The 19,077-nt window shown below is 32.1% G+C and carries 18 protein-coding genes; 9 read left to right on the top strand and 9 right to left on the bottom strand.

The genetic code is table 11. The features are described from left to right. Positions 1–8 precede the first annotated feature (8 nt). The 3 genes from GGR97_RS07710 to GGR97_RS07700 are packed head-to-tail and all read right to left on the bottom strand — an operon-like array spanning position 9 to position 2,075. The gene (locus GGR97_RS07710) at positions 9–545 is read right to left on the bottom strand and encodes an RsmD family RNA methyltransferase (RefSeq protein WP_167897944.1); all 537 of its coding nucleotides are present in this window, start codon (positions 543–545) and stop codon (positions 9–11) included. Next, positions 542–1,351 (bottom strand): DUF3822 family protein, encoded by an 810-nt coding sequence (locus GGR97_RS07705; protein WP_167897943.1) that lies wholly within the window; start codon positions 1,349–1,351, stop codon positions 542–544. The genes GGR97_RS07710 and GGR97_RS07705 overlap by 4 nt, the downstream gene beginning before the upstream one ends. Further along, a complete protein-coding gene (locus tag GGR97_RS07700; protein ID WP_167897942.1) occupies positions 1,344–2,075 on the bottom strand; it encodes a hypothetical protein in 732 nt (243 codons plus the stop codon). The genes GGR97_RS07705 and GGR97_RS07700 overlap by 8 nt, the downstream gene beginning before the upstream one ends. A gap of 106 nt (positions 2,076–2,181) precedes the next feature. Between GGR97_RS07700 and GGR97_RS07695 the strand changes: the two genes are divergently transcribed. From GGR97_RS07695 to GGR97_RS07675, 5 genes are all read left to right on the top strand, one after another. After that, entirely contained in the window at positions 2,182–3,615 is a 1,434-nt protein-coding gene (locus GGR97_RS07695; RefSeq protein WP_167897941.1) for an ATP-dependent DNA helicase, read from the top strand. A 95-nt stretch (positions 3,616–3,710) separates the two neighbouring features. Next, on the top strand, positions 3,711–5,234 hold the full coding sequence (locus GGR97_RS07690) for an alpha-L-fucosidase (protein ID WP_167897940.1): 1,524 nt from the start codon (positions 3,711–3,713) through the stop codon (positions 5,232–5,234). Positions 5,235–5,373: 139 nt separating this feature from the next. Then, positions 5,374–6,108 (top strand): 5-oxoprolinase subunit PxpA, encoded by a 735-nt coding sequence (gene pxpA / locus GGR97_RS07685; RefSeq protein WP_167897939.1) that lies wholly within the window; start codon positions 5,374–5,376, stop codon positions 6,106–6,108. After that, positions 6,098–6,772: a 5-oxoprolinase subunit PxpB gene (gene pxpB, locus GGR97_RS07680; protein ID WP_167897938.1), complete on the top strand. Its 675-nt coding sequence runs from the start codon at positions 6,098–6,100 to the stop codon at positions 6,770–6,772. Before pxpA ends, pxpB begins: the two co-directional genes overlap by 11 nt. Continuing rightward, positions 6,769–7,629, top strand: coding sequence for a 5-oxoprolinase subunit C family protein (locus tag GGR97_RS07675; RefSeq protein WP_167897937.1), 861 nt, complete (start codon positions 6,769–6,771; stop codon positions 7,627–7,629). The genes pxpB and GGR97_RS07675 overlap by 4 nt, the downstream gene beginning before the upstream one ends. Positions 7,630–7,669: 40 nt before the next feature. Here the strand turns inward: GGR97_RS07675 and GGR97_RS07670 are convergent, their stop codons facing one another. Next, the gene (locus GGR97_RS07670) at positions 7,670–7,885 is read right to left on the bottom strand and encodes a hypothetical protein (protein WP_167897936.1); all 216 of its coding nucleotides are present in this window, start codon (positions 7,883–7,885) and stop codon (positions 7,670–7,672) included. A 131-nt stretch (positions 7,886–8,016) separates the two neighbouring features. On the opposite strand from GGR97_RS07670, the gene GGR97_RS07665 reads away from it, so the two are divergent. Then, entirely contained in the window at positions 8,017–9,021 is a 1,005-nt protein-coding gene (locus tag GGR97_RS07665; protein ID WP_167897935.1) for a helix-turn-helix transcriptional regulator, read from the top strand. Between the two features lie 38 nt (positions 9,022–9,059). Here GGR97_RS07665 and GGR97_RS07660 read toward each other — a convergent pair whose 3' ends face one another. The 3 genes from GGR97_RS07660 to GGR97_RS07650 form a co-directional block, all read right to left on the bottom strand. Beyond that, positions 9,060–9,413, bottom strand: coding sequence for a hypothetical protein (locus tag GGR97_RS07660; protein ID WP_167897934.1), 354 nt, complete (start codon positions 9,411–9,413; stop codon positions 9,060–9,062). 86 nt (positions 9,414–9,499) lie between these two features. After that, positions 9,500–10,186, bottom strand: coding sequence for a LytR/AlgR family response regulator transcription factor (locus tag GGR97_RS07655; protein ID WP_167897933.1), 687 nt, complete (start codon positions 10,184–10,186; stop codon positions 9,500–9,502). A 10-nt stretch (positions 10,187–10,196) separates the two neighbouring features. Continuing rightward, positions 10,197–11,210: a sensor histidine kinase gene (locus tag GGR97_RS07650; RefSeq protein ID WP_245229476.1), complete on the bottom strand. Its 1,014-nt coding sequence runs from the start codon at positions 11,208–11,210 to the stop codon at positions 10,197–10,199. Between the two features lie 188 nt (positions 11,211–11,398). On the opposite strand from GGR97_RS07650, the gene GGR97_RS07645 reads away from it, so the two are divergent. Both GGR97_RS07645 and GGR97_RS07640 read left to right on the top strand, forming a co-directional pair. Continuing rightward, entirely contained in the window at positions 11,399–13,777 is a 2,379-nt protein-coding gene (locus tag GGR97_RS07645) for an outer membrane beta-barrel family protein (protein ID WP_167897931.1), read from the top strand. A gap of 17 nt (positions 13,778–13,794) precedes the next feature. After that, complete coding sequence (locus tag GGR97_RS07640; protein ID WP_167897930.1) at positions 13,795–14,202, top strand: DoxX family protein; 408 nt, start codon at positions 13,795–13,797, stop codon at positions 14,200–14,202. 71 nt (positions 14,203–14,273) lie between these two features. Here the strand turns inward: GGR97_RS07640 and GGR97_RS07635 are convergent, their stop codons facing one another. After that, positions 14,274–14,630, bottom strand: a complete 357-nt coding sequence (locus GGR97_RS07635) for a hypothetical protein (protein WP_167897929.1) — start codon at positions 14,628–14,630, stop codon at positions 14,274–14,276. A gap of 232 nt (positions 14,631–14,862) precedes the next feature. On the opposite strand from GGR97_RS07635, the gene GGR97_RS07630 reads away from it, so the two are divergent. Then, on the top strand, positions 14,863–17,418 hold the full coding sequence (locus tag GGR97_RS07630) for a VPS10 domain-containing protein (RefSeq protein ID WP_167897928.1): 2,556 nt from the start codon (positions 14,863–14,865) through the stop codon (positions 17,416–17,418). A gap of 326 nt (positions 17,419–17,744) precedes the next feature. Here GGR97_RS07630 and GGR97_RS07625 read toward each other — a convergent pair whose 3' ends face one another. Further along, on the bottom strand, positions 17,745–18,920 hold the full coding sequence (locus GGR97_RS07625) for a carboxypeptidase-like regulatory domain-containing protein (RefSeq protein WP_167897927.1): 1,176 nt from the start codon (positions 18,918–18,920) through the stop codon (positions 17,745–17,747). Between the last annotated feature and the right edge of the window lie 157 nt (positions 18,921–19,077).

Raw genomic sequence — 19,077 nt, 5'->3', positions numbered from 1 at the left:
TATAAAGTTTATTTTTCGAAAAAACTAAACATACAGCCACCGTATCTTTTGGCTTGTGTAAAATATTTAGAACTACTTAAGTCTGTTTGTTGAGAATGCTCTATAACTAAAGTTCCACGTTCACTAAGTAAGTCATTTTCATAAACTAAATCTGCTATTTTAAAAAATTGTTCCTCACTAAAATCATAAGGAGGATCTGCAAAAATAACATCATAAGTCCCTTTGTGTTTTTCTAAGAAAGTAAACACATCGGCTTTAATGGTGTTAAGGTTTAATTCTAATTCCTTTGATATTTTATTGATGTAGTGAATACATCCGCTGTGTTGATCTACAGATAAAATAGAGGTTGTACCTCTAGAAGCAAACTCAAAACTAATATTTCCGGTACCCGAAAATAGGTCAAGTACTTCAATATCATCAAAGTCGTACCAATTGTTAATCATGTTAAACAGCCCTTCTTTGGCCATATCGGTAGTAGGTCTAACAGGTAAGTTGTTAGGAGCTGTTAATCTTCTAGATTTATATTTTCCTGAGATAATTCTCATAAGTGTAGTAGGTTGAAGTGTTCTTGTGGTAAAGCCTTTATTTGTGGGCTAAGGTTTGTGTTTAACGTAGCGTAAACGGATAGATTACGGACGTAATTATATAGGAGTTTAAAAACTTCTGTTTGTTCGTTAATAGCTCCAAAAAGGGTGATTTCAAATTGATTGCTGTCCATTTTTAATTGTTCTGCCACAAATAGAACGTAATAAGCAAAATCTTCTTTGGTGGTGTAGTTAAAATGATTGGCTAATACTAGTTGATTATTTTCTACAACTAGTATTTGAAAATCGTTTTTAAATACGTTTACAAACATTTGTTTTTGAGCAACCTTAAAATTCTTTAAAATGTTCGTTAAAAATACGGTGGAGGAGTGTAGGTAAATAAATTCTCCAAAAGAATCAAAAATAAAGTTGTTAATGTTTACATAAGGAATGTATACATTGTTTGTTTTAAGAGTATCTAATTCATCAAAACTCACAAAGTCGTTTTCAAAAGTTTTAACGGTGTTTTCTAAATAATTGTGTAACAAAGATTCGTCAAAATATACTTGAGGAACAAAGGTGTTTAAATTATTATGGTGTATTAAGGTTACTTCTTTGTAGGAGTGATGTAGTATTTCTTCTTTTTCAAAAATGGCTTTTACCTCTTGTAAAAGCGCGTTAGGTGTATTTGTTAAACCAGAAAAATCAATATGTTTAAATAGCTCATATTGATTGTTTTCTAAGTTATAAGTACAAAAAGAAAATCCATCCGAACTTAATTGGATGGATAATCTTTTGTTATTCTGTAAATAGGTATCCTTATTCATTTCTTACCAATGCATCATATAATGGAGGCCAGTTACCACTAATACTAACTTCGTTTAAAGAACCAATGCTAATGTATCCACCAGGAATATCATCACCACCTAAAGCTTCTTTTTCTTGTTTGATTAAAGAAGTACTCATTCCTTTTAATACATCTGCTTTGTCAATTTTTACTTCAAATACAGAAGCTAAAATTTTATTAGCTCTTAAGATCGCTGAAGTTTCAATTTTAAATTCTTGATCAGTACCAGGAATTTTTAACATGTTTTTATAATCACGACCTTCAAAAATTTTGTCTTTTACAGGTTCGTATCCTATTGTATCAGTTACTTTCTTTTCTACTTCTACCCATAATGGAGACCAAGAAGTACCTCTGTTTTCTTTTACAATTTCTGTATGTGTGTCTGTTACAGGAAATTTAGCTGAATCAATAAACTTAATTAAACCTTCACCACTACTTGTAAATTTTCCTAAAATAGTGTTGTGAGCATCTTGTGCATCAGCAATTAATTTTAGTTGCTTAATAACCGCTGTATAACGTACTTTCTTTTCTTCATGGAACTTAATGGGTTCCATAATTCCGTCATAAATTAAGTAAGACAGGTAACCTGCAGCTCCTAATAATACAATTGATATAATTGGAGTTAATTTAATAGGTAAATACTTTACTATAAGTAATGCTAAAGCAAAAGCCACTACTACACCTAAAAGAATAAATAAAATCATTGTTTTTTGTTAATTTTATAATGAACGAAGACAAATCTACAATTTTTTTTTATTCATAAAAATTTTTAAGAGGTTTTCAATCTTTATATTTGTGTAAACTTTTTTCATGATAAAATCAGCACCAGAATTTTATAAAAGATTACATCAAAAATTTCCCTTTGATCCTACCAAAATTCAAGAGGAATTATTAAACCAATTAGCCGAGTTTTCTTTTGACACAGATGATGATGCTATCTTTATTTTAAAAGGATATGCAGGTACAGGTAAAACTACCTCTATAAGTACGTTTGTAAACCATTTATGGGAAGTAGGTAAAAAAGCCGTTTTGCTAGCACCTACTGGTAGAGCCGCCAAAGTAATTTCTAATTACTCTAAGAAAAAAGCTTACACAATTCACAAAAAAATATACCATCCTAAAAAGCAATCTAACGGAAATGTTGCCTTTGTAAAACAGCCTAATAAGCATACCAATACGTTTTTTATTGTAGATGAATCTTCTATGATTGCCGACAGTTCTGGAGAGGTAAGTTTGTTTGATAACAACTCTTTGTTAGATGATTTGATGGATTATGTGTACAATGGTTTTAACTGTAAATTGATTTTTATTGGAGATACTGCACAGTTACCACCCGTAAAATCGGAGTTAAGTCCTGCATTATCGGAAGATACATTGGCAATAAATTACCATAAAAACCCTTATTTGTTAGAATTAGATCAAGTGATGAGACAAAATGAAGGGTCTGGAATTCTAACCAATGCAACCACTTTAAGAGGTCAGTTAGAAAGAGATGGTTTTTATGATTTTCAGTTTGATTTAGGTTTTCCAGACATTGTTCGTTTAGAAGATGGTTATGATATAGAAGAAGCCATTACCAATGCTTATGACAAGGCAGGAGTAGAAGATACGGCCTTTATTGTACGTTCTAACAAGCGTGCCAATCAATACAATCAGCAAATAAGAACCAAAATACGTGGTCAAGAAAGCGAAATTTCTGCGGGTGACTATGTAATGATTGTCAAGAATAATTATTTCTGGTTAAAAGATACCACAGAGGCTGATTTTATTGCCAATGGTGATATTGCCGAAGTACAACAAATCTATAATATTAAAGAATTGTACGGTTTTAGATTTGCCGAAGTTAAATTAAGGTTAATTGATTATGCGGATTTACAACCTATAGACACCGTTTTGTTGCTAGACACGGTTACTTCGGAAAGTCCATCGCTAACCTATGAGCAATCTAATAGGTTGTATCAGGAAGTTTTGCAAGATTATGCCGATGAAAAATCCAAATACAAACAAATGTTAGCGGTTAAAAACAATCATTATTTTAACGCTTTACAGATTAAGTTTGCTTATGCCATGACTTGTCACAAATCTCAAGGGGGGCAATGGAACACTATTTTTATAGAACAACCTTATTTGCCCGATGGATTAACCAAAGATAGTATGCGTTGGTTGTATACAGCCATTACCAGAGCCAAAGAAAAAGTCTATTTAATAGGTTTTGGCAAGGAGTTTTTTGAAGATCAGCCTTAAAAAATAAACCAATTGTTACAGCATCAGGAACATACGTAGTGTATTATTAGGTTTTAAACATATACTTTGTGCAGGTAAATACTAATCAAATAATTATGTGTAAAAAACTTACTTTTCTTTTTTTAGCAGTGCTATCTATGGTTTCCTGTAAAAAGGACAAAGAGCCAAATTTAAGCAGTCTTAAAGAGACCAAAGAAATTTATACTCCAGATTGGGAGTCTCTAGCCAAACATAAAACAGCACCAGATTGGTTGAGTGATGCTAAATTTGGAATTTATTTTCATTGGGGAGTTTATACCGTACCTGCTTATGAAAACGAATGGTATCCTAGTAAAATGTATATTAAGGATCATCCTGTTTATAAGCATCATTTAAAAACCTATGGTTCTCAAAAAGAATTTGGGTATCATCATTTTGTGCCCGATTTTAAGGCAGAGCATTTTGATGCCGAAGAATGGGTTTCTTTGTTTAAAAAAGCGGGAGCTAAGTTTGCTGGACCTGTAGCGCAACATCACGATGGTTTTGCTATGTGGAAGAGTGAGGTCAATCCTTGGAATTCTTTTGACAAAGGCCCTAAAAAAGATATTACAGGAGAGATAGCCAAAGCGATTCGTAAAAACGACATGAAGTTGATTACCACCTTTCATCATGCAAGAAATTTACAGAGAAATACCCATCAACCTGAAAATTGGGGAGACTTTAACAGTCATTACACCTACAATCCAGACTGGCATACATCATCTAAAGATCCAGAGTTAAGTATTTTATATGGAAACATACCTAAAGAAAAATTTCATCAAAATTGGGCTCGTCAAATTAACGAAGTTGTAGATCAATACCATCCAGATGCAATATGGTTTGACTCTTGGTTGGATTTTATTCCTGAAAAGATAAGACAACAAATGTGTGCCGATTACTTTAATGAAGCTGCTAAAAATGATCAAGAGGTTTTTATAGGTTACAAACAACGAGATTTACCTAAAGAAATTGGAGTATTGGATATAGAGCAAGGAGGTAAAAAAGATATTACAGAAAAGTTATGGATGACAGATATTACCTTGAGTTACAAATCTTGGAGTTATGTTGAGGGACAAACCTACAAGGATACACACATGGTAATGAGTAATTTGATTGATGTGGTGAGTAAAAATGGAGTTGTTTTATTAAATGTATCTCCTAAGGCTGACGGAACCATTCCACAAGAACAACGCAAGATTTTATTAGAAATGGGAGATTGGTTTTCTAAGTATGGAGAGGCTATTTACAATACCAAGCCGTGGGATGTATTTGGTTTTGGAAATGCTCAAAGTGAAGAGGGAGTTCACGGAGGTCAGTCGGCTACAATTAAATACACCGCAGACGATATTCGTATTACCCAATCTAAGGATGAAAAAAGTATGTATTTAATTTTCTTAGGAAAACCCAAAGTAGGCAAAGAGGTTTCTCTTCGTTTATTGGCAAAGCATAGATTGCCTCCGCGTTCTAACATAAAACGTATTGTGGTTTTAGGTTCTGAAACTGAAGTAGCTTATGATTGGGGACATTCAGGTTTTAAACTAACCATTCCCGATGCTCCTATGAGTGATATTGCCACGGTATTAAAATTTGAATTGGAATAGTACAAAAAACCACTTACTAAATAAGTGGTTTTTTTATGCGTTATACCTTTTCAATTCTTTCAAAATATTTAACAGTATATAGTTCTCTTTTGTTTTTTATTATTTCTAAATTCACTTTTAATAATCAACAAAATAAGAAATGGATATTAATGCAGATTTAGGAGAAGGTTTTTTGTTTGATGAGGAGTTAATGCAAAAAATTTCTTCTTGTAATATTGCTTGTGGAGGCCATGCAGGTACAGAGAACTCTATGAGAGCTACTATACGTTTGGCTAAAAAATATGGAGTAACTATTGGAGCGCATCCTTCGTATCCAGATCCAGAGCATTTTGGACGTAAAGAAATGGAGATTGCCCCAGAATTGCTGAAAAATAATATCCAACATCAAATATTAACACTAATTAACATTGCCAGAGAAGAAGGGGCTGTAGTTCGGTATGTAAAACCTCATGGAGCTTTATATAACAAAGCCGCTGTAGATGAATTTACAGCAAATTTATTGGTAGATGTAGTTAAAAATATAGAGCCTAGTGTAGCTTTAATGGGGTTGTCGGGTTCTGTGTTAGAGCCTATCGCTAAAAAGAATTACGTATTGTTTTTAAAAGAAAGTTTTGCAGACAGACGTTATAATAGTGATGGTAGTTTGGTAAACAGATCCGAAGAATTAGCGGTAATTCACGATAAAAAAGAAGTTTGGCAACAAATAGAAAAACTTTTAACCACTAAAGAAATAATAAGTGTGCAAGGGGAACCGTTAGTAGTAAATGTAGACAGTATTTGTTTTCATGGAGACACTCCTGAGGCAGTAGACTTAGTATCATACGTTTGTCAGCAGTTAAAGGAAAATAATATAGAGATTAAAAATGCAATATGACGTAATTACATACGGTGAAAAAGCCTTGTTGTTAAGGTTTAAAAATGAAATTTCATTAGAAGTTCATCACCAAGTAAAATCATGTTATCACTATTTAAAAAACAATCACATTAAGGGAGTAGTGTCTTTAATTCCCGCATACAACTCCCTTACAGTACTTTTTGATCCTGATAAAATAGAAGGTAAAACTTTAAAAGTTTTCTTAGAGAACACCCCTTTTCAAGTATCTGATGAAGTTGTTCAAGCTCAAAAAACGGTAGAGATTCCAGTTTGTTATGAGGAAGCATTTGCTTTAGATTTACAAGAGGTGTCAGAAAAACTGAATGTATCAATTCAAGAAATTATAGACATTCATACCGCACAACCTTATCTAGTTTATATGTTGGGTTTTGCTCCAGGTTTTATGTATTTAGGCGGTTTGGATCAGCGTTTGCACATGCCTAGAAAAGCCACTCCAAGATTAAGGATTCCTGCAGGAGCTGTAGGTTTGGCCGACCAGCAAACGGGAGTTTATCCTTTAGAAACTCCAGGGGGATGGCAAATTATTGGGCAAACTCCTTTAGAACTATTTTCTAAAGAACAACCTGCGTTGGTCGCTATGGGAGATTTAGTGCAATTTGTTCCTATTACAGAAAAAGAATTTTATAAAATAAAAAAGTCATGAACATAGAAATTATTTCTTCAGGACTTTCTGCTACGCTTCAAGACGATGGCCGAATGGCTTTTTTGGACAAAGGAATTCCTGCCTGTGGTTTTATGGATGCAAATGCAGCTCATTTGGCTAATGGTTTGTTAAATAATGCTCCTAATACAGTGTTGATTGAAATGATGCTATTAGGAATTAAATTTAGAACAAACGATGCCATAGCAATTGCCATTACCGGTGCAAATATGCACCCTAAAGTAAATGGAAAAGAAGTGGCTATGAATAAGGTGCTTCAAATTCCTAAAGATGGAATTGTTTCTTTGTCCGGAGCCAGTACTGGAATGTATGGCTATATTGCTTTTGCGGGTGAAATAGAGGTAGCTCCTGTTTTTGGAAGTAAATCTACTTATGTGCCTGCGGCTATTGGTGGTGTTAATGGTAAGGCTTTAGAAAAAGGAATGGTACTTTCTATATCTAATCCTAAACCAATAAATGTACATGCCAAGGTTAAAACAAATACCTATTTAAATAGTATTGAGGTAGCTTGTTTAAAAGGACCGGAATGGGAATTGTTTTCTTTGGAAAGTCAAACCCAATTTTTAAACTCTACCTATACCGTTAGTAAAAATAGCAACAGAATAGGAATTCGTTTAGAGGGAACTCTCATAAGCATGCCTGTAGTTGATGAAATTATTTCATCGGGAATAGTAAAAGGGACAGTGCAAATTACCAAAGCAGGAAATCCTATTGTAATGATGGCAGATGCACCTACTACTGGTGGTTATTTACGAATGGTAAATTTAACCGAAAAAGCCATCAATCAATTGGCACAGCTCCCCATAGGAGGAACGGTTACTTTTAAAATAAGAACATAACAAGCTTAGCATTTTAAAACACTAAGCTTGTTAGTTAAGTTTAGAAAGCCATTTGTACATAATTGTTTGTGGTTTGTAGGGTTGAAAAATAACACTCAAATTGAGTTTCTTTTTCTTCTAATTTTTCATTTTCAGAAATCCACAAACGCATCAATTCATCAAATTCTTGCTCAGGTAATTCTCTCTGATTAATGATGTTGTCGTAAATGCTGTTTAATTTTTTTCTTTGTTGATGTAAGGATAGTTGAGTATACATAATTTATCTTTTTTTATTTATGACAAATATGAGTGTTATGTGTGCTTTCTTTGTGCACAATTGATTATTTTCGTTTTTAGAGAGCAGTAAAACTTTAATAGAGCAACTCATCAACTTGAAAACTTTAGAAAATGGCAACTAATAAAAATGCAATTATCCGTTACCAAGCATTAGACAAATGTTTTAGAAACACAGGAAAAAGTTATTCCATACTAGATTTAATTGAAGCCTGTAATCAGGCTTTGTACGATTTTAATGGGAGTAGTACCGGTATTAAACGTAGGCAGGTGTATGAGGATATTAACTTTATGAAAAGTGAACAAGGTTATGGAGTAGATTTGGAAGTAACCAAGCAGGGGAGAACGGCTTATTACAGATATGCAGATCCAAATTTTTCTATCAACAATCAACCCATGAATGAGACAGAGGCTCAACAATTAAAAGAGGCTTTGTTAACGTTAAACAGAATTAAAGGAATGCCTCAATTTGGATGGGTAGAAGAATTGACTTTAAAGCTAGAAAAAGATTTAGATATCCACGAAACTCCCAGAGAAATTCTAGGTTTTGAAAGCAATCCTTATTTAAAAGGATTGGAGCATTTAAATACGTTGTTTCATGCCATTTTGTACGAAAAAGTATTGATTGTAGGGTATCAAACATTTCAGAAAAACGAAGTCGAAGAAATTTCTATGCATCCACAGTATTTAAAACAATACAATAATAGATGGTTTTTGTTGGGAACAAACTCTAAATATAAGCCTGTAACCACTTTGGCTATTGATAGAATTGCTTTTATAAAAGAAACCAAAGATGTGTACGAAGTCTCTGATATAGATTTTACCGAACGATACGAAGATATTATAGGAGTTACCAGAGGTTTAGATACCGAAATTACAAAGGTTACTTTGCACGCAAATCCAGGTTTATCTGCCTATATGGTGACTAAGCCTTTACATGGGAGTCAGAAAAAAGTAAGTTTAGATGATCATGGATTTACGTTTACCATAGAAGTAATTCCAAATTACGAATTGGAACAACAAATTCTGTCTTACGGAGAAGCTATTAAAGTGCTTTCGCCTTCTTGGTTTGTAGATAAAATAAAAGGAAGAATAAAAACCAGTTTGGCTAATTATTAAAAAAAATCCCGAGCATTAGTGCTCGGGATTTTTAGTTCTTATTTTTTATTTTTTTTTGCCCAAGCAGTTCTTAAGGCTTTGTTTTGTTCAGTAGATAAAATTTCTTTTATCTTTTGATTTTTTACTTTTAATTCTGGACTAAGAGATTTCCATAATTCATTTTTGTTTTTAATAGTTTTTGCTTTTTCATCTCTAAGTAGAAAAAACTCTCTGTTAAGTGTTCTTAACGTTTTTTCTTGTTCTTCTGTAAGTACCAAAGCTTTGTCTGTTTCTGCTAACATATTATTTGTTTTCTCTACTTCTTTGTTAACTTGGTTGTCAATCCATTTTTGAGAAAATACGCTAGTTGATACAATTAAAGAGATTCCTAGTAAAATACTTTTTAAATTCATTTGTTAATATGTTATTGGTTAATAACACCAAAACTAACTTAGTAAGCGTAAATTTTTAGTTCTAAGCGTACATAAAAAGTGTTTCTCTATGAATTTAAGATAGAATTTTGAAAAGTATCTTTATAAGCTCTACCAATAGGTATTATTTGTTCTAAATGCAGATGAATTTGCGTTCTAGTTACTTTTTCAATTTTGGTGGTATTGATTAAATAAGATTTGTGAACCCTAATAAAATTGTGTTTGTTTAAATAGGTTTCCCAGTAACGTAAAGGTTCTGTAGATAGAATTTTACGATTGGCTAATATTAGTTCTGTATAATCGGTATCTGATTTTATGTAAAGAATTTCATCAATTTTTACCTTAATGTGTTCGTAACCCGATTTGATGAAGAGCTCTTTAACTAGAGTAGTGCTTGTATCAGTATGGGGATTTGTTTTTACTTTGTGCACTGCTTGTACAAAACGCTGAAACGAAAAAGGTTTTAATAAATAATCAACCACATTTAAATCATAACTTTCCAAAGCGTAATCAGAAAAAGCAGTTGTTAAAATAACTTGTGGCGGATTTTTATAGGTTTTTAAAAAATCTATTCCAGATAATTTAGGCAAGTGAATGTCTAAAAAAATGAATTCTATTTCTTCTGTTTGTAAAAACTGTATCGCTTCCAAAGCATTGGTAAAGGTGGCTTTTAAAGTAAGCGTACCTATGTCTTGAATGTATTTTTTTAGAATACGTTGTGCGGGTAATTGATCTTCAATAATAATACAGTTCATACAATACGTATTAGTTTAAATGCAGTTCTAAATATACGTTATACAAGTTGTCTTTGGTATTAATTTCTAAGGTATGTGCGTTGGGATACAACATTTCTAATCGTTTTTTTACGTTTTCCAGACCAATTCCCTTAGATAAGTTTTGGGTGTTAGACTGCTGTAAATAATTGTTGCTACAACTAAATTGCAACACACCATTTTCTAAGACTTTTAAATCTATGGTAATTTTAATCTGATGGGTTAAACTAGAGCTACTGTGTTTAAAAGCATTTTCTATAAATACCATAAAAATAAGTGGAGCAATGTTAAAATGCGTTTTTTGAATGTGGCTATTAAAGGTAACCAAACCACGTCCGTCAATTTGCAATTCGTTTAGTTTGATAAAGTTTTCTAATTGTTCAATTTCTTTAGATAATTGTACAAACTGAGATTTACATTCGTACAACATATAGCGCAACATGGCAGAAAGCTCCAAAATAAAATCGGGAGTTTTAGGAGATTGTTCTATAGCTAAAGCGTACAAATTGTTTAGGTTGTTAAATAAAAAGTGGGGATTGATTTGTGTTTTTAAAAACTGCAATTCACTTTCTTTGGCCAATAATTCTAATTGTTTGGCACGTTTGCGTTCTGTAATTGCATCCCAAGCAAATTTGGCACCTAGTAAAATTAAAATAGTAGGAAGTACATCTAATAAATCAAAAATTTGAGCTGCCAAGTTTCTACCTCGGGTGTACGGAAAATAAATACGTTCTAAAACTCCTTCTTCGGTAAAAATAACGACTGTAATTACCACAATGGAATAAATAGCAAAATGCCAATATTTGCTTTTGTAAAAGAAACGAGGGAGTAGAAAATACCCAATAATATAAGCTCCTAAAGATTGATTGCTAAAGAATAAAAGTTCTTGAAAAGTAATAATTCTATCACGTCTTCCGTATGAGTACATAATAAAAACCAATCCAGCCAATAGTAGCTGAAACATTAGTTCTTTAAAAATTAAGTAATAGTTTGGTTTTGTACGCATACAAACAAAACTATAAAATAGGAATGTTTTAGAAGCTAAAAAATCTGTAAACATCAAAAAAGGAAGGGTTAACAACAAAATCAACTATAAAATGTTGTTGGCAAGGTGTTTTTTGTTGTTTACAGAATAGATTTTTTAAAAGGGGGAATTCTTAATTTCTTTGTTTTAAAAGATAAAGACCCACATAAATGAGAAATGTATTTGTAAAAATAAGTTTGGGAATTCTACTAGTTTTAGGAAGTCATTCAATGATAGCCCAGCAAAAGAATTCACATATTATTATAGGAGAAATTAAAGATGCAGCCACAAAAACAGCTGTTCCCTATGCAACTATTGTTGTAACAGATTCCCATACTAAAAAAGTATTGTTAGGAACCACTTCTAATGATAACGGAACTTTTAGCGTAAAAACCAATGCAACGGATTTTTATGTAGAGATTAGTTTTATGGGGTTTAAAACCAAAACAATTAAAGATTTAAATGTAGCCAATAGCCGTATTAACTTAGGTACTATTTTATTGGAAGAAGACAGTCAAATGTTGAATGCTGTAGAGGTAAGAGCAGAAATTTCTAAAACACAATTTAAGTTAGATAGAAAAGTGTTTAATGTAGGAAAAGACATTGCAAGTACAGGAGTTAGTGCTTTGGAAGTTTTAAATAATGTTCCCTCTGTAAACGTTAATATAGAAGGAGAAGTAAGTTTAAGAGGAAGTTCTGGTGTACAAATTTTAATAGATGGAAAACCTTCTGTTTTGGCAGAATCTGGAAGTAATGCTTTAGGTACAATTACTGCTGATATGATAGAAAGTATTGAGGTAATTACTAATCCTTCTGCTAAATACGATGCTGAAGGAACGGCTGGTGTTTTAAATATTATTCTTAAAAAAGAAGAGAAAAGAGGCTTAAACGGGTCTATTTCTTTAAATACCGGAATTCCAGATAATCATAGTGTTGGAGTAAGTTTAAATAGAAGAACAGAAAAATTTAACTTGTTTACACAATTAGGAGCAGGGTATAGATCTATGCCTAGAGATAATGAAAACATCAACACCAATAAAAACAACAATACTACGGTAAACAGTGAAGGAACAGAATATAGGAATGAAACGTTTTTTAACCTGATATTGGGAACGGATTATCATATAGATGATTACAATGTACTAACGCTTTCTGGTAATTTTGCTTACGAACTAGAAGATCAACCGTCTAGAACCAATTATAGTTTGTTTGAAAACAATGTGTTGCAAAGTGAATGGTATAGAACTGAAACTACAGAAGCAACCAATCCTAAGTGGCAATATGAATTGAATTATAAAAAAGAATTTAAAAATAACAAAGAACATATTTTGTTATTCAGTGCTTTGGGACGTTTTTTTGGAAAAGATCTTTCATCAGCTTTTGCAAATACTCCAACTTTTGGAACCACAAGTCAAGTCAATCAACAAACAGATACCGATTTTCAACAAGCAGATTATACGTTTAAGTTAGATTATACCAACCCATTAACAGAGCAAGTAACGATAGAAACTGGGGCCCAATATTTAATTAACGATGTGGCAAATGATTACGAAGTCAGAAACTTACAAGGGGCAGATTATGTTGCAGATCCTAATTTGACCAACAATTTTGAATACAATCAAAAAGTATTGGGAGTATACGGAACCAGTTCTTACGAAAGTGATGATTGGGGGGTAAAAATAGGCTTGCGTGTAGAAAATACAGATTTAGCTACCGTATTAACCAATACAAATCAAACAAACCATCAAAAATATACCAATTGGTTTCCAAGCATGCATACTTCTTATAAGTTTACAGAAGATTTTTCTGTACAAGCAGGATACTCTAAACGTATTTACAGACCGCGTTTGTGGGATTTAAATCCATTTTTTAGCATTAGCGATAATTTTAACATTCGTGCAGGAAATCCTAATTTGTTACCAGAATTTACAGATTCATATGAACTTACGGGGATTTATAAGCTAGGAAAAGCAAGTTTAAACACTTCTGTTTATCATCGTTTTACAACAGAGGTAATGGAGCGTATTTCTATTTTTGAAGACAATGTAGCTACTGTTACCCCTTTTAATATTGGAAACAGAAGAACTACAGGGCTAGAGGTAAACGGAAAATACACTCCTTTAAAGTGGTTAACCTTAAATGGTGATTTTAACTGGAATTATTTTGAAAGAAATGGAACGTACAATACTCAGGTGTTTGATTTTACAGGAGACAATTGGAGCACACGTTTGTCTTCTAAAATAGGATTGCCACAAGATATTGATATTGAGCTGACAGGAAACTACAGATCTTCTTATCAAACCGTACAAAGTGAAGTATCTGGTTATGCTTTTGCAGATTTTGGTGTCCGTAAAAAAATATTTAAAGGAAAAGCTGTGGTTAATATTGCAGTAAGAGATATTTTTGCTTCAAGAATAAGTGAAAGTGTAATTGATAATGACGATGTGTATAAATATAGTTTTGGACAAAGAGGACGTTTTTTTACCTTAGGATTTAGTTATGGATTTGGTAAAGGAGAAGCAATGACTTATTCAGGTAAAAGAAGATAATTTAAATAAAAAACAGAATGAAAAAACTAGTATTAGGGAATAAATCGTTAGGAGTTAATTTTGCTATTTTAGTATTGCGTGTCACATTTGGTATTACCATGTTGTATGGTCACGGATTGGGAAAATGGAATACCTTATTTGGTGGTGGAGAAATTAAATTTTTAGACCCTATTGGAATAGGAGCAACAGCTTCTTTAGGCTTGGCTGTTTTTGCAGAAGTAATATGTTCTGTATTGTTAATTTTTGGACTGTTAACCCGTTTGGCTTTAATACCTCTATTAATAACTATGATGGTAGCTTTAAACCTTCACATGGCAGATAGTTTTGGTACACAAGAAAAAGCCATTTTGTATTTAGCTGTTTATGCTGTATTGTTTATAAACGGTTCTGGTAAATATTCTTTAGATGCTTTGTTAAAAAGATAACTATCACTGTTTAAACCATAAAAAAAAGGGGGCTAAAATTTAGCTCCCTTTTTCTTTACAAATTCTTTTTCTTATTTCTGTAAACTAGCGTTAAATGCTTGTTTTTGTGCTACAGATAAAATTTCTCTAATTTTTTGGTTTGCAGCTTTTTGTTGTGGGAAGGTAGCTTTCCAAAAAGCTTGTTTGTTAAATGTCCCTTCTTTTTTCATTTGTACATTTACTTTAGATTTTTCTACCATCAAGTTTGTGTAAACATCTTTAATTTTAGAAGCTTGTTCTATTGTCAGTTTTAAATCATCATTAGTAGAAACCAATGTTGTATTTAATTTATCTGTTAATTTCTGACCTTGATCTTCTGCCCATTTTTGAGAAAATGCAGTTGTAGAAATAATAAAAGCGAATACGAATAAGATTTTTTTGAAATTCATGGTATAGTTTGTTTTTTAAATAATTGAATCAAATATATCTTTTTTAGGATTTTGATAATAGTTTGTGTCAAAATAGGACTGTAGTAAGTCAAAAAGAACAATTCTGTGTTGATGGTTCTATGAAATGGTTGTCTTTTTATTAAAAAAAACGATAGTGTTCTTTTAATAAACCATTTGTTTTCTCCATTTATAGGAATCCTAGGTAGTTTTAGAGTTCTTAAACCAATTAAAAATGAAAAAACTAATAGTTGCCCTTTTGGTTGTAGCTCAGTCTACAACCTTTGCGCAAAACACTGCGTATTTTAAAAAGCTTCAAACAGAAAAAGTGAGTAGCGATGAGCGTTTAAAATGGACACTTATAGGACCCGGAAATTCTGGATACAGCGAAGATTTGTTCATTCATCCTACAGATCCAGATGTGATGTTTTTAAATTATGACATGGGAAATGCTTATAGAACAGAAAATAAAAGTAAGTCTTGGGTAACCCTAAATGATTTTGATGGAAGAGGCAGTGATGTTCGTCCTAATTGGATCGCTTTTTCTGTACAAGATGCTGATTATGGTATTATGTTAGAAAAAAGCGAAGTAAAAATAACTAAAGATAGGGGAGTGTCTTGGACTCCCGTTCCTAATTTTCCTGGAGAAAAAAAGTTTTCTGTAGCCACTATAGATCCCAACAATAAAAAAACTTGGTATGTAGGTGGTGGACAATATTGGAAAGTAAAAAATGTACACCGAAGTTTAAAAAATCCACACGGAACCAAAGTAAATTATACAGAATATGGTTATATTTTAAAAACAACTAACGAAGGGAGAACTTGGCAAAAAATAATGACCAATGTATCTAAAGATTTAGATGTAGGTAGAATTGTTATAGACCCTAATAACTCTAAAAATATTTATGTATTGTCTAATGTAGGTTTGTATAAATCTAGCAATGCAGGTAAGTCTTGGCAAGAAATCAAAACAGGTTTACCTTATAATGATGTTAGAGATTTAACGTCTTACTACAATAAAAGAACAAAGGAGTTTAGTTTGTATTGTGTGCTACAAACACGTTATGAGCTTAAAAACAACACAACCGTTGCTACTGGAGGTGTTTATAAAAGTACCGATGGGGGTGCTCAGTGGACAAATATTACAGGAAATTTAAGTGAGAATTACAACTTGCAAAAAATAAATATCAAAACTAAAAACTGGACATATTACAAAGCAATTAGTTACTGGTTTGGAAAATCTTTAGGAGATATGCGCAAAGCAGCTCCAGAATATCCTGCAAAAACATTACCTGTGTTTAATAGAATTGCCATCAACCCTAAAAACCCTAATGAAATTTATGTATCTAATAACTTAAAACACGATTTTAGTTTTGGACCTGGTGAATTGATGAGAACTTTAGATGGTGGAAAAACGTGGACCGTAGCTTTAAGAGCTGGTAAATATTGGGCAGACAAACAAGATAAAGCATATTGGGAGTCTTTAAACAATCCGTTAGGTTTAAACGCAACATTTGCCCATTTAAGTGAAGTAAATGAGAATGATGGAACTATTGGAGTGCGATTGATGCAGACTAATGCCGATGGTGAAGTGATTATTTGTTACGAGCAACAACATTTAATTTCTAAAGATCATGGAGAAACTTGGAATCAAATAGATGATGATGAAACAAGTCCTGGAAGCGGGAATTGGGTAGGACGTGGAGCCAGTAATTTGCCAGGTTTTGGATTGAATTTAGATACCAAAGAAAAAGGACAATACTTGTTTTATACAGAAGAACATGGAATTTGGAAAAGTACTTTGGACGGAGATAAAGTATACAAAGGTGCTACGGCTTTAAAGCAAATAGAAGGACAATCAGTAGACTATTCCAAAAACTCAGTAAGTATTACGGCTTTAACGGTAGATCCTAACGATTCTCAAACCTATTATACTTTAACCAACAGACAAAGAAATGCAGGAACGTTTAGAAAATCTGTAGATGGAGGTAAGACATGGAAAACACTGTCTAAGCCTATTAAAGATATGAAATCTAATAATTTGTTGTATTTGTTTAGCATTGCGGTAGATAAAGATACTCCAAACAATATTTTGTTTTGTGTTCCTTCTCAAACAGAAAGAGGATGGCATCCATCTATGTGGGTAAAAAACAATAGAAAATATGATGCGTTTGATGCACATGGAGTTTATCAAAGTAAAGATGGAGGTAAAACATGGGAAAATAACAATAACGGTTTGCCAAACAATCCTAATGTAACCAACTTATCTTATGATGAAGATTATAAGAATGTTTATGCGGCTTTGGCTACATCAACTAACAATACTCCTGGAGGTTTGTTTAAAAGTGCTAATAACGGTGATTCTTGGGAGCAAGTAAAACTACCTAAAGGAGCAACGAGTGTAAAATTTGTAAAGTTTGATAAAAAAGGAACGCTTTACATTGCCACTGGAGATGGGAATACAAAACCAGGTGATGGTGGAGTGTTTAGAAGTTATAATAAAGGAAAATCTTGGGAGAAAATTTTTGACATGCCTAACACCAATAGAATCGCCGTTTCAGATTTAGATACAGATTATATTGGAGTAGTAGTAGCTCCTAATAAAAAGACAAAGTATTTAAATGCGGGGATTTATATTTCTAGAGACAATGGTAAAACTTGGAACAAAAGCAATTACGGTTTAGGTCAAGCAGATAAAATAGAAGGTTTAGGTTTTGATCCTTTTGATAAAGATATTTTATGGTCTGCAAGTCACGGTAGTGGTTTTGCTAAAGGAGTGTTTAAAAAATAACTAAGTACGCTATAGAAATAAAAAAGCGATGAATGTAAAATTCATCGCTTTTTTTATATAGATATCTAATCTGTCATAAAAGTAAAATCTAAATACTCCAAAAATTATAAGACTGATTTGGTGTTCTATTTCTAAACATCTTCTTGTTGATAGGGGACTAATGTGGAGTTTCTTGTACTTAATGGTCTATGTATGGTATAAGAAACGGTTCTAAAATCTTCTAGAAGGTTTAGTTTTATTTCTGAAGTTGTTTCTTGGCGGTTTGTTAATTAGTTATTATAAAAAAACCAGAACAATAATTGTTCTGGTTTTTGATTAAATAATGATTATTGATTTACAAGTTCATATTGTGTTTCTAATGGAACTCCATACAAACCTTCTATTTCTTCTTTGTTTTTTAAGTAAAACTTAGTGTCTGGTGGCATGTTTAAAGATTTCCAAAATTCAGGATGATAAGGTAAATCTAGAGATCCCATATCTTTATCGATACCATATTCTTGAATACGAGTTTTCTTTTTATCGGTTACTACATTTAGAACAAAAGCTTCCATTCTATAATTTAAAGTTTCTGCAGGTGTTCCTATTAATTCTCTTGGAACCATGTGTTTTGGAAAACTCCACTCATTTTTAAAGTAACTTAAATGTACTTTTCCGCTTTTATGTTTTTTATATATATACAATGTTTTACCTCGTTCTATTTTGTAAACTTTGTAGCTGTCAATACCTATGTACAAAGTTAATTTTTCCCATTTTTTATCTGGGTTTGTTCCTTCTAAAATTAAGACATCTTCTCCTTCGTAAGATGAATTTCCTGTTTTTTTCCAAGTAAACTTTTTTAAGTTTCTAGAGTGTTCAGAGTCACTTGGCGTAAAAGGGTTTACTTCGTGCATACTTGCAATAGAGTGTCTCCATTGGGTACGCTTCCAATATCTGTAGTCTGCAGATTTTCTTGCTTCGGTTACTTGAATAGTTCCCATCCAATTAGCAGGACCTCTGTCTTTTAAAAGAATGTAATTTTCTACCCAAAATTTTGCTTTTCCATCTTCCGAAGCCGCTCTTCTATATAAAATTTCTTTTACGTGAGTTTTGCTAAGTGTGTTCTTTTTAAGAAATTTTATTGCATTTACAACATACTCTTTTGGAGTTAATAATTTTAGAGTAGTAAGGTTCACTACATTGTCTATTAAAACAATATATTTGTCTTTTTTAGCTAAAAATTCATCTACTTTAATTTTATATGTATCAAATCCTAAAGAAGAAACATATAAGGTATCTTGTAATTCATTGTTAGAGACTAATAATGAGAATTCACCATCCTCGGTACTTGCCGTACCAATACTTTTGTTTACAATTCCAACAGTAACAAAAGGAACTGTTTCATTTGTTTGATCCAAAATAAGTCCGGTAATTTTTATTTTTTTGTCTTGAGCATTACTAAATAGTACCATCAACAGTGATAGTATAAATAAATATTTGCTCTTTTTTTGTAAAAAGTATAGCATAAATGTTGTTTTTAGTTTGTACACAAAACTATTAATTAAAGGTGTAAACAAGGATGTCTAATGTTGAATTCAATAGAATATAAGTTTTTTTTAGTGAATTTGTTAATATAACAATGATATATGTTTGTTTTATTAAGGTGTGTGCGCTAACGAAAAA

The organism is Wenyingzhuangia aestuarii (assembly GCF_011927765.1).
Lineage (GTDB): Bacteria > Bacteroidota > Bacteroidia > Flavobacteriales > Flavobacteriaceae > Wenyingzhuangia > Wenyingzhuangia aestuarii.
This window is presented reverse-complemented; position numbering and strand designations above follow the sequence as displayed.

What these genes read in the sequence shown, in the direction of transcription:
- GGR97_RS07710 (WP_167897944.1), bottom strand. Translation starts at nt 545, where the DNA reads ATGAGAATTATCTCAGGAAAATATAAATCTAGAAGATTAACAGCTCCT.
- GGR97_RS07705 (WP_167897943.1), bottom strand. Translation starts at nt 1,351, where the DNA reads ATGAATAAGGATACCTATTTACAGAATAACAAAAGATTATCCATCCAA.
- GGR97_RS07700 (WP_167897942.1), bottom strand. Translation starts at nt 2,075, where the DNA reads ATGATTTTATTTATTCTTTTAGGTGTAGTAGTGGCTTTTGCTTTAGCA.
- GGR97_RS07695 (WP_167897941.1), top strand. Translation starts at nt 2,182, where the DNA reads ATGATAAAATCAGCACCAGAATTTTATAAAAGATTACATCAAAAATTT.
- GGR97_RS07690 (WP_167897940.1), top strand. Translation starts at nt 3,711, where the DNA reads ATGTGTAAAAAACTTACTTTTCTTTTTTTAGCAGTGCTATCTATGGTT.
- pxpA (WP_167897939.1), top strand. Translation starts at nt 5,374, where the DNA reads ATGGATATTAATGCAGATTTAGGAGAAGGTTTTTTGTTTGATGAGGAG.
- pxpB (WP_167897938.1), top strand. Translation starts at nt 6,098, where the DNA reads ATGCAATATGACGTAATTACATACGGTGAAAAAGCCTTGTTGTTAAGG.
- GGR97_RS07675 (WP_167897937.1), top strand. Translation starts at nt 6,769, where the DNA reads ATGAACATAGAAATTATTTCTTCAGGACTTTCTGCTACGCTTCAAGAC.
- GGR97_RS07670 (WP_167897936.1), bottom strand. Translation starts at nt 7,885, where the DNA reads ATGTATACTCAACTATCCTTACATCAACAAAGAAAAAAATTAAACAGC.
- GGR97_RS07665 (WP_167897935.1), top strand. Translation starts at nt 8,017, where the DNA reads ATGGCAACTAATAAAAATGCAATTATCCGTTACCAAGCATTAGACAAA.
- GGR97_RS07660 (WP_167897934.1), bottom strand. Translation starts at nt 9,413, where the DNA reads ATGAATTTAAAAAGTATTTTACTAGGAATCTCTTTAATTGTATCAACT.
- GGR97_RS07655 (WP_167897933.1), bottom strand. Translation starts at nt 10,186, where the DNA reads ATGAACTGTATTATTATTGAAGATCAATTACCCGCACAACGTATTCTA.
- GGR97_RS07650 (WP_245229476.1), bottom strand. Translation starts at nt 11,210, where the DNA reads ATGCGTACAAAACCAAACTATTACTTAATTTTTAAAGAACTAATGTTT.
- GGR97_RS07645 (WP_167897931.1), top strand. Translation starts at nt 11,399, where the DNA reads ATGAGAAATGTATTTGTAAAAATAAGTTTGGGAATTCTACTAGTTTTA.
- GGR97_RS07640 (WP_167897930.1), top strand. Translation starts at nt 13,795, where the DNA reads ATGAAAAAACTAGTATTAGGGAATAAATCGTTAGGAGTTAATTTTGCT.
- GGR97_RS07635 (WP_167897929.1), bottom strand. Translation starts at nt 14,630, where the DNA reads ATGAATTTCAAAAAAATCTTATTCGTATTCGCTTTTATTATTTCTACA.
- GGR97_RS07630 (WP_167897928.1), top strand. Translation starts at nt 14,863, where the DNA reads ATGAAAAAACTAATAGTTGCCCTTTTGGTTGTAGCTCAGTCTACAACC.
- GGR97_RS07625 (WP_167897927.1), bottom strand. Translation starts at nt 18,920, where the DNA reads ATGCTATACTTTTTACAAAAAAAGAGCAAATATTTATTTATACTATCA.